General features: G+C 69.4%; 9 protein-coding genes and 2 pseudogenes. 8 read left to right on the top strand and 3 right to left on the bottom strand.

The window, feature by feature from the left end; all coding sequences use genetic code 11:
- The first annotated feature begins 55 nt into the window (after positions 1 to 55).
- Complete coding sequence (locus QM699_RS17580) at positions 56 to 715, top strand: TetR/AcrR family transcriptional regulator (protein ID WP_415012319.1); 660 nt, start codon at positions 56 to 58, stop codon at positions 713 to 715.
- A 108-nt stretch (positions 716 to 823) separates the two neighbouring features.
- On the opposite strand, the gene QM699_RS17585 is transcribed toward QM699_RS17580, so the two are convergent.
- On the bottom strand, positions 824 to 1576 hold the full coding sequence (locus QM699_RS17585) for an alpha/beta hydrolase (RefSeq protein WP_415012320.1): 753 nt from the start codon (positions 1574 to 1576) through the stop codon (positions 824 to 826).
- 110 nt (positions 1577 to 1686) lie between these two features.
- On the opposite strand from QM699_RS17585, the gene pheS reads away from it, so the two are divergent.
- The 3 genes from pheS to QM699_RS17600 all read left to right on the top strand — a co-directional run bounded on the left by pheS (position 1687) and on the right by QM699_RS17600 (position 4900).
- Positions 1687 to 2769 carry a phenylalanine--tRNA ligase subunit alpha gene (gene pheS / locus QM699_RS17590; RefSeq protein ID WP_415012321.1) on the top strand — a complete coding sequence of 361 codons (1083 nt, stop codon included), beginning with the start codon at positions 1687 to 1689 and terminating at the stop codon, positions 2767 to 2769.
- A gap of 223 nt (positions 2770 to 2992) precedes the next feature.
- Positions 2993 to 4342, top strand: a complete 1350-nt coding sequence (locus QM699_RS17595; protein WP_415012322.1) for a calcium-binding protein — start codon at positions 2993 to 2995, stop codon at positions 4340 to 4342.
- A gap of 120 nt (positions 4343 to 4462) precedes the next feature.
- Positions 4463 to 4900, top strand: coding sequence for a substrate-binding domain-containing protein (locus QM699_RS17600; RefSeq protein ID WP_415012794.1), 438 nt, complete (start codon positions 4463 to 4465; stop codon positions 4898 to 4900).
- 26 nt (positions 4901 to 4926) lie between these two features.
- On the opposite strand, the gene doeA is transcribed toward QM699_RS17600, so the two are convergent.
- Positions 4927 to 6108, bottom strand: coding sequence for an ectoine hydrolase DoeA (gene doeA / locus QM699_RS17605; RefSeq protein WP_415012323.1), 1182 nt, complete (start codon positions 6106 to 6108; stop codon positions 4927 to 4929).
- 189 nt (positions 6109 to 6297) lie between these two features.
- Here doeA and QM699_RS17610 point away from each other — a divergent pair, with 189 nt between their 5' ends.
- The 3 genes and pseudogenes from QM699_RS17610 to QM699_RS17620 all read left to right on the top strand — a co-directional run bounded on the left by QM699_RS17610 (position 6298) and on the right by QM699_RS17620 (position 9535).
- Positions 6298 to 7461 (top strand): M20 aminoacylase family protein, encoded by a 1164-nt coding sequence (locus QM699_RS17610; RefSeq protein ID WP_415012324.1) that lies wholly within the window; start codon positions 6298 to 6300, stop codon positions 7459 to 7461.
- A 257-nt stretch (positions 7462 to 7718) separates the two neighbouring features.
- Positions 7719 to 8631: pseudogene (locus QM699_RS17615) on the top strand (ABC transporter substrate-binding protein); the annotation flags it as partial.
- A 133-nt stretch (positions 8632 to 8764) separates the two neighbouring features.
- Positions 8765 to 9535 (top strand): L-iditol 2-dehydrogenase, encoded by a 771-nt coding sequence (locus QM699_RS17620; protein WP_415012325.1) that lies wholly within the window; start codon positions 8765 to 8767, stop codon positions 9533 to 9535.
- Positions 9536 to 9796: 261 nt separating this feature from the next.
- Here QM699_RS17620 and QM699_RS17625 read toward each other — a convergent pair.
- Positions 9797 to 10495, bottom strand: a pseudogene (locus QM699_RS17625) (transaldolase family protein); the annotation flags it as partial.
- Between the two features lie 96 nt (positions 10496 to 10591).
- Here QM699_RS17625 and QM699_RS17630 point away from each other — a divergent pair.
- Positions 10592 to 13051, top strand: coding sequence for a thiamine pyrophosphate-dependent enzyme (locus QM699_RS17630; protein WP_415012326.1), 2460 nt, complete (start codon positions 10592 to 10594; stop codon positions 13049 to 13051).
- Positions 13052 to 13060: the final 9 nt, after the last annotated feature.

Below are 13060 nucleotides of genomic sequence, written 5' to 3' on the forward strand. Positions count from 1 at the left end.
TCATGGCTGTTCATTCCGGTTGCCGCCGGCCGCGCCGACAGCTAGGATCGCCGGCATGACAGTTCAGGACGAGGTTGCCGGCGAGACCGGGAGGGCGTCGGGCTGGCGCGGGTCGCGCGAGGTCTGGCTGGCGGCGGCGCGGCAGGCGCTCGTCGACAGCGGCCTCGACGCGGTGAAGATCCAGCCGCTCGCCACCCGGCTCGGAATCGCCCGGACCAGTTTCTACTGGTTCTTCCGCGATCGCACCGCGCTGCTCGACGCGCTGCTCGAGGAGTGGGAGGCGAAGAACACCGGCGCGTTCCTCGATGCCTGCGGCGCCTATGCCGAGACGATCGTCGAGGGCGTGCTGAACCTGTTCGTGGTGTTCCACGACGAGGCGCTGTTCGAACCGCGGCTGGATTTTGCCGTGCGCGGCTGGGCACACCAGTCGGCGGAGGTGACGGCGCGGGTGCAGGCCACAGACGACCGGCGGCTCGACGCGATCCGCGACCTGTTCATCCGTTTCGGCTATCCGGCCGACGAGGCGGACGTGCGCGCCCGGACGGTCTATCTGGTGCAGATCGGCTATATCTCCATGCAGGTTCAGGAGAGCCGGGCGCTGCGCATGTCGCGGGTGGAGCGCTACGTCGAGATCTTCTCCGGCCGGACCGCCACCCGGCGAGAGATCGCGCGGTTCCATGCCCGCCTGCAGTTCGAGCCCGACGTCGCGCCGTGAGCGGGCGTCGGAGCGTCGGCCGTGTCGGGTCGGCCGTGTCGGGTCGGCCGTGTCGGGTCGGCCGTGTCGGGTCGGCCGTGTCGGGTCGGCCGTGTCGGGTCGGCCGTGTCAGGCGGACGGTGTGCCGACCACCTGCGCAACCGTCGCGGTCAGCAGCGCCAGCGCCTCCGGGCTGCTGAACCGATGGTCGGCGCCCTTCACCAGCGTCAGCCGGATGTCCGGCCCCTCCGCATGGGCGAGCAGGCGCAGCGCCACCGCGGGCGCCACGTCGGTGTCCGCCGTGCCGTGCAGCAGCCGCACCGGGAACGGCAGGCGCAGGGGAGAGCGCAGCACCAGGTTCTCGCGGCCGTCCTCGATCAGCCGCCGGGTGATCGGATAGGGCGCCTCGTGGTCGGAGGGCACCTCGACGCGCCCGTCGCGGATCAGGCGCTCGCGGATGGCCGCGTCCATCGCCGCCCACATGGAGTCCTCGGTGAAGTCCGGGGCCGCCGCGATGCCGACCAGCCCGGCGACCCGCAGCCCCAGCTCCGCCACCAGCCGCAGGGCGATCCAGCCGCCCATGCTGGAGCCGACAAGGACCAGCGGCCCGCGGGTCAGGCGGCCGATCGTCTCGGCCGCGTCGCGCACCCAGTCGCCGATCGCCCCGTCCTCGAAGCGCCCGGACGAGGCGCCGTGCCCGGTATAGTCGAAGCGCAGGAAGCCGAGCCCCGCGCCGGCCGCCCAGCCGTCGAGGCAGTCCGCCTTGGTGCCGGTCATGTCCGACCGGAAGCCGCCGAGGAAGACCACGGTCGGGCTCGCCCCGGGGCGGAGGCGATAGGCGATGCGCCGGCCGTCCGGCAGGTCGAGGAGATCGTGCGCCATGGCGCCGGCATAGCAACCCGGCGGGCAGGGGACCAGCCGGAGCCTTGAAATTCCTCGTTCGGGGAGCTAGGGCCGGGCGCGGTGGCGCCCGAGCGCCCGAGGGGACGGCGATGGACGGCATCAGCGAGCTGAAGACCCGGTATCTGGCGGCGATCGCCGACGCCTCTGACGAGGCGGGGCTCGAGGCGGTGCGCCTCGCCGCGCTCGGCAAGAAGGGCGAGGTCTCGGCGCTGATGCGCGGCCTCGGCGCGATGCCGGCGGACGAGCGTCAGGTGGCCGGGCCGGCGCTGAACGGCCTGCGCGACGAGCTGGCCGGTGCGCTGGCCGAGGCGCGGGCGCGGCTGGCCGACTCGGCGCTCGACGCGCGGCTGGCGGCGGAGTGGGCCGACGTGACGCTGGCGCCCCGCCCGGAGCGCGAGGGCACGATCCATCCGGTCAGCCAGGTGATGGAGGAGGTGGCGGCGATCTTTGCCGACCTCGGATTCGCCGTGGCGGAGGGACCGCAGGTCGAAAGCGACTGGTACAATTTCGACGCGCTCAACATCCCGGCCGAGCATCCGGCCCGGCAGGATCACGACACGTTCTACATGGCGCGGGCCGAGGGCGACAACCGGCCGCCGCACGTGCTGCGCACCCATACCTCGCCGGTGCAGATCCGGGCGATGGAGGCGCAGGGCGTGCCGATCCGGGTGATCGCGCCGGGCCGCGTCTATCGCGCCGACTATGACCAGACGCACACGCCGATGTTCCATCAGGTCGAGGGCCTGTGCATCGACCGGGACGTGTCGATGGCGAACCTCAAGTGGGTTCTCGAGGAGTTCTGCCGGGCGTTCTTCGAGGTGGACGGGGTGGAGCTGAAGTTCCGCGCCAGCCACTTCCCGTTCACCGAGCCGTCGGCCGAGGTCGACATCCGCTGCTCCTGGGCCGGCGGCCAGCTGAAGATCGGCGAGGGCGACTCGTGGCTGGAAATCCTCGGCTCGGGCATGGTGCACCCGAAGGTGCTGGCCGCCGCCGGCGTCGATCCGGAGAAGTGGCAGGGCTTTGCCTTCGGCATGGGCATCGACCGGATCGCCATGCTGAAGTACGGCATTCCCGACCTGCGCTCGTTCTTCGAGAGCGATCTGCGCTGGCTGCGCCACTACGGCTTTGCGGCGCTCGACCTGCCGACGCTGGTCGCGGGACTGAGCCGCTAGAAAAGGCGGGTCGCTTCGACCGACGGCGCGCCTGAATCTGGCACGAATGCCACATTAACCATTTGAATGTCATGGTTAATGAAACCCTGCGAAGTGCGAATCATCTGGTCAGTTCGGTTGAATCGGTGCATGGTAAACGAGCAATTAACGCTCGAAACCCTTTGCCGCCCTGCACCCGAACCGCAAGCCCGTGCGTTTCCCGCGCATCGAGGGAGAATTTGTCATGACCACCACGACCTTCACCACTGACGTCATCAGCGACGGCCATGATCCGGTCTTCGCCTTTGCAGCGGACGGCGACGGGCTGGTGGTCGGGGCCGGGGTCACGTTGTCGTCGCAGGGCGTTTCGGCGGTCGACGGCCGGGGGGCGCAGGGCCTGTTCGGCCTCACCGCGACGATCGGCGGCACGCTGTCGGCGCCGCGCTGGGCCGCGCTCGACGCCTTCGGCTCCTCGATCGACGTCACGGTGGAGGCCGGCGGCCGGGTCGAGAGCACGGGTGCAATGACGATCGAGGCGAGCTTCGACAGCAGCCTCGAGAACCACGGGACACTCTTCGCCCGCTACGGCTTTGGCGTGGTGATGGCCGATGCGACGGTCGCGTCTGTCGAGAACTGGGGCTCGATCTTCGGCGAGGTGGGGGCGGTCGAGTTCGTGACCGGCGCCGCCGCCAGCAGCGGCTCGGTCGTGAACCACGGGCGGCTCGAGGCGGGCGGCGGGGTGAACGACAGGGTGGGCGGCGCCGGCTCGAACCAGGCGGTCTATTCCAACCTCGACACGACGACCGTGGTCAACGACGGCACCATCATCGCGGCGGACAAGTCCGGTGCCGGAGTCTCGCTGATCGGCGATTCCGGGACGATCGACAACGACGGGACGATCCAGTCGACCCGCTACTGGGGCGTGCTGGCGTCGGGCACCACGGCGCTCGACATCACCAACACCGGCACGATCGCCGGCGGCAAGGGGGCCGTCTTGCTGGCTTCGGCGGCCGACACGGTGACGAACGACGGCCTGATGCAGGGGCGGGTCAGCCTCGGGGGCGGCGATGACGTCTATCACGGCGAGCACGGCCGCGTGGCGGGCGCGGTGTGGGGCCTCGGCGGCAACGACCTGCTGGTGGGCGGTGCGGAAGCCGACGTGCTGGGCGGTGGCGGCGGCAGCGATACGCTGACCGGGGGCGCCGGGGCGGACACGCTGACCGGGGCCGGCGGCGCCGACGTGATCGGGGGCGGCACCGGGGACGACGTGTTCCGCTTTGCGTCCGCGGGCGACGCGGCGGGGGACCGGATCGTCGCGACGGAGGGCGCGGTGGCCTTTGCCGGCGCCGGCACGGCGGGGGGCGACCGGATCGACCTCTCGGCGATCGACGCGATGATCGAGACCAGCGGTCACCAGCACTTCAGCTTCGGCACCACCCAGGGCATCGGGGATCTCTGGGCCGTCGACGTGGGCAACGTGACGCATATCCTCGGCAACACCGCCGGCGGCGCCGCGGCGGAATTCGACCTCGCGATCAACGACGGCGCCGGCGTCAGCGCCAGCGACTACGCGGCGCTGGATTTCATCCTCTAGCCACGACGATCCATGCCCGCGCGCCGGCCTTGTGCCGGGGCATCGGATCTCGATGCCGGCAGCCTGAGAATACGGGGCCGAGCGTGATCCTGCTGCCGGGCGCCGCGCGAGCGAGGGCCGATCGCCTGCCCGCGGAACGGGTCAAGCGCGGCGACCGTCTCGCGCGGCTTCGGCACCGGATCGCGCGGCATTTCCGCATCGTCTCCGGCCAGCCCCGGGGGCGGGTTTCATGCCACGCTCGCGCTGTCGAGGGCCCGGCCGGGCGTCACCGCGATCTTCGCGGGCAACGACACGATCGTGCTCGGCGCGCTGGCGTATCTCGGGCTCGCGGTTCCCGGCGACGTGTCGGTGGTTGGCTTCGACGACCTGCCGTTCGCCGGCTTCGTCGCGCCGCCGCTCACGACGGTGCGGATCGACGCGACGCATCAGGGTCGATGCGCCGCCGAGGTCCTGCTCCTTCGCCTGAAGGGCAAGGCGGTTCCGGAATCACGGCAGAGCTTCGAGTTGGTGTTCGTGCCGCGAGGATCGAGCGGCCCGGCCAGAACGTCCACCCGATAGGGGGCATTCGCTGCCGGCCTCGCCGGTCAGTCCTTTATCAGCAGGCGGCGCGGCACGTTGGCCAGGCACTCGACGCCGGTGGGGGTGATGAGGATCGTCTCGGTGATCTCGAATCCCCAGTCGTCCATCCAGAGCCCCGTCATGAAATGAAAGGTCATTCCGGCCTTCAGCTCGGTCCTGTCGCCGCGGCGGAAGCTCATCGTCCGCTCGCCCCAGTCGGGAGGATAGGACAGGCCGACCGAATAGCCGGTCCGGCTGTCCTTCTGGATGCCGTACTTGCCCAGCACGTCGAAGAAGGCGATCGCGACATCCTCGCACGTCGCGCCCGGCCTCGCGACGGCGAGGCCAGCCTCCATCCCTTCCACCGTGGCCTTCTCGGCGTCGAGGAAGGTCTGCGTCGGTTTCCCGAGGAACACGGTGCGCGACATCGGCGCATGATAGCGCCGGTAGACGCCGGCGATCTCGAAGAACGTGCCTTCGTTGTTGCGCAGCGGCTGGTCGTCCCACGTCAGGTGACAGGCGGCGGCGTCGGTGCCCGAGGGCAGCAGCGGCACGATGGCGGGATAGTCGCCGCCGAACTCGGACGTTCCACGGATCGAGGCGTCGTAGATCTCGGCAACCAGGTCGCACTTGCGCATGCCCGGCTCCATCTTCTCGAAGATGCGCCCGTGCATCAGCTCGACGATGCGCGCGGCCTTGCGCATGTAGTCGATTTCCCGGGGGCTCTTGACGGCGCGCTGCCAGTTCACGAGCGCGGTCGCGTCGACGAACCTCGCCTGCGGCGTGCCGTTCACCAGCGTCTGGTGCGCCAGCGCCGAATACCAGTAGTTGTCCATCTCGACGCCGATCACGTCCTTGTCGAGCCTGCGCTCGGCCAGGAGCCCGCACAGCACCTCCATCGGGTGGCAGTCCGGCGTCTGGACGTAATTGTCGGGGTAGGAAACGACGTTGTCGTCCGGGACATAGACGGTTCGCCGGGCGCCGTTCTCGTCGATGATTCGGCCGAACCAGATCGGATCGCCCTCGCTCGGCACGATGACCGCCTGGTGGACGTAGAACGACCAGCCGTCATACCCGGTCAGCCAGTTCATGTTCGACGGGTCGCTGACGATGAGGGTGTCGATCCCTCTCGCGTGCATGGCGGCGCGCGTCTTCCTCAGGCGCTCGGCATATTCTTCGAGACCAAAGTTCAGCTTCGAGGCCGCCATCGTCCGCACCTGTCCCAACGTATGCTCGCCGGGCGTACACCTGCGCGGCCCGGCGGCGGCCATCATCGGGCCGTTGGCACCCGTTGGCAAATGCCGTCCGGTCCGTAAACTGCGTTTGACCGGGCGGGCTCCGGGTGGCCCAATCCCGCAAGCGCCGATGCAGACGCCTCGCGCCCCTTGGAGCCCGCCATGCCAGTCCTCAACAGTGTCGCTGAATTCCGCGCTACCGCCGCCGAGTGGCGCCGGCACCTGCACCAGAACCCCGAGCTGGATTTCGGCGTTCACGAGACCGCCGCGTTCGTCGTCGAGAGGTTGCGGGATTTCGGCGTCGACGAGATCGAGTTCGGCATCGCCCGGACCGGCGTCGTCGCGCTCATCAGGGGGCGTCTCGGCGATGGGCCGGTGATCGGCCTGCGCGCCGACATGGATGCGCTGCCGATCCACGAGGCGACCGGAAAGGCGTGGGCCTCGAGGATCGACGGACGGATGCACGCCTGCGGCCACGACGGCCATACCGTGATGCTGCTCGGGGCGGCCAGGCATCTGGCCGAGACGCGCAATTTCCGCGGCGCCGTCGCGCTGATCTTCCAGCCGGCGGAGGAAGGCGCCGGCGGAGGTCGCGCCATGGTCGAAGACGGCTTCATGGAGCGGTTCGGGATCACCGAGGTCTACGGCATGCACAACATGCCGGGCATCGACGTGGGCAGCTTCGGCATCTGCGACGGGCCGATCATGGCGGCGCTGGACGAGTTCGACATCCTCGTCACGGGCAAGGGCGGCCACGCGGGATTGCCGCATCAGGCGATCGACCCGATCATCATCTCCGCCCAGATCCTGCTCGGGCTCCAGACCATCGTCTCCCGCGGCACGGACCCGCTGCAGTCGCTCGTCATCACGGCCACGAAGATCCACGCGGGCGAGGCGTACAATATCATCCCGACGACCTGCGAGATCGCCGGAACCGTGCGGACGCTCATCCCGGCCCTGCGGGACTTCGCCGAAACCCGGATCGAGGCCGTCGCTCAGTCGATCGCGGAGTGCTACGGGGCCCGGGCCGAGTTGAGGTATCGGCGCCATGACCCGGTGACGGTCAACTCTCCCGCCGGGACCCGGCGCGCCCTGGCTGCCGCCGCGAATGTCGTCGGCGCCGACAAGGTGAATGCGCAGGTCAGGCCGGTGATGGCGTCCGAGGACTTCGCCTTCATGCTGGAGGCGCGTCCCGGCGCATTCATCTTCCTCGGGAACGGACCTTCCGCCGCCCTGCACAATCCCGCCTACGACTTCGACGACGACGCGCTGCCGGTCGGCATCAGCTACTGGGTGTCGCTGGTCGAGACGGCGCTGGCGGAATGAGAGCAGACCGTCGGGGGCGCCGTTACCTGTCCGAGTGGGGGTGGCCAACCGGCGTTAAGGTTGTTACTTCTGCATATTGAGTTGCATCAAAGTAAAATCTAGCCTCGGGCGGCTGGCAATGATTCCAGCGCAGGATCGCTTGCTCCACGCCCGAGCGCGTCGGCTTCCGAGGTGTGTCCACGCCACAGGACCACGGTGGCCGCCAGCGTCGTGCGCCGGATAGCGCGGCGAGGGACGCCGATCCTATGGGAGGACGAATGAGCTGCATGAGACGGGCTGCCGCCGGGCTGGCGCTGACATCCGCGCTTGCCACCTTCGCGCACGCCGAGGACCTGACGATCGCGACGGTCAACAATGCCGACATGATCGTCATGCAGGAATTCTCCAGCCAGTGGGAGAAGGAAACCGGCAACCACCTGAACTGGGTCACTCTCGAGGAGAACATCCTGCGTGAGCGGGTGACGACCGACATCGCCACCAAGGGCGGGCAGTTCGATATCGTCACGATCGGCGCCTACGAGACCCCGATCTGGGGCGCCAAGGGCTGGCTGACCCCGATGGACGACCTCGGGGAGGACTACGGCTACGACGACATCTTCCCGACCGTCCGCAACGGCCTGTCGGCTGACGGCACGCTCTATGCCGTGCCGTTCTACGCGGAAAGCTCCTTCCCCTTCTGCCGCAAGGATTCTCTTCGAGAAGGCCGGGCTCACCATGCCGGACGAGCCGACCTGGGAGCAGATCGGCGAGTTCGCCTCGAAGCTCAACGACCCGGCCAACGGCGTCTATGGCGTCTGCATGCGCGGCAAGCCGGGCTGGGGCGAGAACATGGCCGTGGTCGGCACCATGGTGAATGCCTTCGGCGGCCGCTGGTTCGACGAGAAGTGGACGCCGCAGCTCGACACGCCCGAGTGGAAGAACGCCATCTCGTTCTATGTCGACCTCGTGCAGAAGTACGGGCCTCCGGGTGCGACCAGCAACGGGCACAACGAGAACCGCGATCCGGTCCCCTTCACGGGTGTCCAGTTCGTCGCGATCCCGGAGTTCCAGTCGATCGGCACCAACGTCGGCCAGCTCGTCGCTGCGGCGCTCGCGGGCCAGACGTCGGTCGATGATGCGCTCGCCGAGGCCCAGACAGCCACCGCGCGCGAGATGAAGCGCGCCGGCTACTGGTCCCCGCCGGATTTCCGGCCTGTCGCCCGGCGCACCCGTGCCGGGCGATTCCCTGCGGCGGAGGTGGTGCGATCCTGCCGCCTGACCGCAGGGGCTCCTTCGTTCTCGGGCAGTTCACAGGCCATTTGACATGAGACTAGCCGACAAATCCGCCCTGATCACCGGCGCCGCGCGCGGCATCGGCGCCGCCTTCGCCAAAGCCTATGCGGAGGAGGGCGCAACCGTCGCGATCGGCGATCTCGACATCGGCCGCGCCGAGGAGACCGCGGCCCGCATCGGTCCGCGCGCCTATCCGGTCCGCATCGACGTGGCCGACCAGGCCTCGATCGACGCCGCGATCGCGGCCGTCGTCGCGCGCGCCGGCGGCCTCGACATCCTCGTCAACAATGCCGGCGTCTTCGACATGGCGCCGGTCGCCGACATCACCCGCGCGAGCTTCGACAAGCTCATCGCCGTCAATGTCGCGGGCACGCTCTTCACGCTTCAGGCGGCGGCGCGCCAGATGGTGGCGCAGGGGCGGGGCGGCAAGATCATCAATCTCTCGTCCCAGGCCGGACGCCGCGGCGAGGCGCTCGCCGTGGTCTACTGCGCCACCAAGGCCGCGGTCATCAGCCTCACCCAGTCGGCCGGGCTCGACCTCATCCGCCACGGCATCAACGTCAACGGGATCGCCCCCGGCGTCATCGAGAGCGAGATGTGGGACGTGGTCGACGCCCTCTTCGCGAAATACGAGAACCGCCCCATCGGCGAGAAGAAGCGTCTCGTCGGCGAGGCGGTCCCCTATGGCCGCATGGGCGTCCCGGAAGATCTCGCCGGCATGGCCGTCTTCCTTGCCTCGCGCGACTCGGACTACATCGTCGCCCAGACGTACAACGTCGATGGTGGCAACTGGATGAGCTGAGCCGCGCGCGGCGAAAGCCGTCAGGCCGCGAGGCGCTGCCTGACGATCTCCTCGAGCCTGACCGTGTCGGCATTGAAGTTGCGGATGCCCTCGGCGAGCTTCTCGGTCGCCATCGCGTCCTCGTTCATCTGCCAGCGGAAATCGCTCGGCAATCGGCTCGGGCTGCGCCGTCGCGGCGGCCGGCGAGAGGCGGCGCGCCAGCGCCCCCTCCGCCTCCCCGAGGGCGGCGAGCAGGTCCGGCGAGATCGCCAGCCGGTCACAGCCGGCCAGCGCCTCGACCTGACCGACCGAACGGAAGGACGCGCCCATCACCACCGTGCCGATCCCGTTCGCCTTGTAATAGTCGTAGATCGCCCGCACCGACAGGACGCCCGGATCCGTCTCCGGGGTGAAGGTCTTGCCGGTGGCCTTGGTGTGCCAGTCGGTGATCCGCCCGACGAAGGGCGAGATGAGGAACACGCCCGCGTCGGCGCAGGCCCGCGCCTGCGCCATCGAGAACAGCAGCGTGAGGTTGCAGTCGATCCCCTCGCGCTGCAGCGTCTCGGCGGCACGTATGCCTTCCCAGGTGGAGGCGAGCTTGATGAGGATGCGCGATCGCTCGATGCCGCGGCGATCGTACGCGGCGACCAGCGCTCGTCCCTTGGCGACCGACGCCGCGACGTCGAACGACAGGCGGGCATCGACCTCGGTCGAGACCCGGCCCGGCACGATGCCGGCCAGCTCGGTCCCGAGCCCGACGGTCAGCGCCTCGACGATGGCCGGCACCGACCCCTCGCCCGCGCGGGCCTCGGCGACGGCGCGCGCGACCATCGGCTCCATCGCCGGATCGCGCATCGCCTTCAGGACCAGCGAGGGATTCGTCGTGCAGTCCTGCGGCTGCAACCGGCGCACCGCCTCCAGATCGCCGGTGTCGGCGACGACGACGGTCATGGCACGGAGTTGATCGAGCTTGCTCGGCATCCGGGTTCCCTCTCCATATATCTTTTGCTTCCTTCAATTGACATAAGTCGCAAATGAAGTCAAGAAAGCCGGAGAGACTCACAAGCCGGTGCCCCCATGCCCAAGGAACTTGTCGTCGACCCCGAGCAGATGCATCGGCGCAGCAGCCTTTCCTTCCGCCCGATCCCGATCCACGTCTATGAGCAGACGCTCGCGGACGAGCGCGACGCTCGCGGCGACGCGGCGCTGGTCCGCGTCCTGCGGCACATGCTGGTCGTGCGCGAATTCGAATCGATGCTCGGCAGCTTCAAGGCGACCGGCGCCTACCGCGGGATCCCGTTCGCCTATCGCGGCCCGGCCCATCTCTCGATCGGCCAGGAGGGCGCGGCGGTCGGCGCGGCGCTGGCGCTGGAGCCCGGCGACCATATCTTCGGCTCGCACCGCAGCCACGGCGAGTTCATCGCCAAGGGCCTCTCCGCCATCGCCAAGCTGACGCCGGAACAGTCCGAGGCGATCATGGACGGCCACGAAGGCGGCCGCCTGCGCGACACGGTGGCCAAGGCCCTCGGCGGCACCGGACGCGATCTCGCCGAGAACTTCCTGCTCTTCGGCCTCCTCGCCGAGATCTTCATGCGGGCGAACGGCTTCAACGGCGGTATGGGCGGCTCGATGCACGCCTTCTTCGCCCCCTTCGGCGCCTATCCGAACAACGCCATCGTCGGCGCCTCGGCCGGCATCGCCACCGGCGCCGCGCTCCGGCGCAAGCTCGTGCGCGACGGCGGCATCTGCGTCGCCAACGCCGGCGACGGCTCCACCGGCTGCGGCCCGGTCTGGGAGGCGATGAACTTCGCCTCGATGGCCCAGCTCAACCGCCTGTGGGGCGAGGCGGAGCGCGGCGGCCTGCCGGTGCTCTTCTTCTTCAACAACAACTTCTACGCGATGGGCGGCCAGACCATCGGCGAGACCATGGGCTGGGACCGCCTCAGCCGCATCGGCGCCGGGATCAACCCCGACCAGATGCACGCCGAGACCGTCGACGGCACCAACCCCCTCGCCGTCGCCGAGGCGGTGACGCGCAAGCGCGCGCTGCTGCTCGAGGGCAAGGGGCCGGCGCTGCTCGACGTCGAATGCTACCGCTCCGCCGGCCACTCGACCACCGACGCCAACGTCTACCGCTCGCGCGACGAGCTGAAGCTCTGGGAGCCCTACGATCCGATCACCCGCATGGCGCGCGGCCTCGTCGAGGCCGGCGTCCTGACCGAGAAGGGCGTCAGCGCCCTGCGCGAGGAGGTGGGCGCCCGCATCGAGGCCGTGACCCGCGCCGCGATCGACCCGGCCATCGCCCCGATCGTCGACGTGCCGGCCGACCCGACGCTGATCGGCAAGCTCATGTTCAGCAACACCGAGATCCCGGTCCCCGCCACCCCCGCGCCGCTGATTCAGCCGCTGGAGAAATCCGCCGCGCTGCGCGGTCTCGGCCGCAAGGCCCGCTTCGGGCTCGACGCCGAGGGCAACACCTTGCCCGGGATGCGCGCGATCACGCTGCGCGACGGGCTGACCGAGGCCGTGCTGCACCACATGGTCAACGACGAGAGCCTCGTCGCCTATGGCGAGGAGTGCCGGGAGTGGGGCGGCGCCTTCGGCGTCTATCGCGGCCTCTCGGACGTGCTGCCGTATCACCGCCTGTTCAACTCCCCGATCTCGGAGGCGGCCATCGTCGCCACCGCCGTCGGCTATGCCCTCGCCGGCGGCCGGGCGCTGGTCGAGCTGATGTACGGGGACTTCATCGGCCGCGCGGGCGACGAGATCTTCAACCAGATGGCCAAGTGGCGCTCGATTTCCGCCGGCCACCTCAGCGTGCCGGTGGTGCTGCGCGCCTCGGTCGGCTCCAAATACGGCGCCCAGCACTCGCAGGACTGGTCGGCGCTCATCGCCCACATCCCCGGCCTCAAGGTCGCCTATCCGGCCACGCCCTACGATGCCAAGGGCCTGCTCGCCTCGGCGCTGTCCTCGAACGACCCGGTGGTGTTCTTCGAGAGCCAGCGGCTCTACGACCAGGTGGAAATCTTCCGGGAGGGCGGCGTCCCGGCCGACTACTACCGCATCCCCTTCGGCGAGCCCGACGTGAAGCGGCAGGGCGGCGACGTCACCGTCCTCACCTTCGGACCCTCGCTCTACCAGGCGACGAAGGCCGCCGCCGATCTTGCCCAGACCGGCATCGAGACCGAGGTCATCGACGCCCGCTCGCTGGTGCCCTTCAACTACGACCCGGTGCTTGCGTCGGTGAAGAAGACCGGCCACCTGCTCATCGTCACCGAGGCGAGCGAGCGCGGCAGCTTCCCGATGACGATCGCGGCCAATGTCGCCCGTCACGGCTGGGGCGATCTCAAGGCGCCGCCGCGCGTGCTCGGCGCGCCCAACTGGATCGTGCCGGGGGCGGAGATGGAGAGCAGCTATTTCCCCAACGCCGATGACATCATCGACATCGTGACCGGAGAGTTCTACCCGGCCAAGCGATCCAACCGGCGCGGCCTGCGCGGCTGGGACGACCTCGACCTCGCCCGCCAGGGCCTCTGACAAGGACTG

It is taken from the genome of Amaricoccus sp., from assembly GCF_047602525.1.
Lineage (GTDB): Bacteria > Pseudomonadota > Alphaproteobacteria > Rhodobacterales > Rhodobacteraceae > Amaricoccus.

Coding starts and splice junctions, on each gene's coding strand:
- pheS (WP_415012321.1), top strand. CDS start 1,687: ATGGACGGCATCAGCGAGCTGAAGACCCGGTATCTGGCGGCGATCGCC.
- QM699_RS17580 (WP_415012319.1), top strand. CDS start 56: ATGACAGTTCAGGACGAGGTTGCCGGCGAGACCGGGAGGGCGTCGGGC.
- QM699_RS17620 (WP_415012325.1), top strand. CDS start 8,765: ATGAGACTAGCCGACAAATCCGCCCTGATCACCGGCGCCGCGCGCGGC.
- QM699_RS17585 (WP_415012320.1), bottom strand. CDS start 1,576: ATGGCGCACGATCTCCTCGACCTGCCGGACGGCCGGCGCATCGCCTAT.
- QM699_RS17610 (WP_415012324.1), top strand. CDS start 6,298: ATGCCAGTCCTCAACAGTGTCGCTGAATTCCGCGCTACCGCCGCCGAG.
- doeA (WP_415012323.1), bottom strand. CDS start 6,108: ATGGCGGCCTCGAAGCTGAACTTTGGTCTCGAAGAATATGCCGAGCGC.
- QM699_RS17595 (WP_415012322.1), top strand. CDS start 2,993: ATGACCACCACGACCTTCACCACTGACGTCATCAGCGACGGCCATGAT.
- QM699_RS17630 (WP_415012326.1), top strand. CDS start 10,592: ATGCCCAAGGAACTTGTCGTCGACCCCGAGCAGATGCATCGGCGCAGC.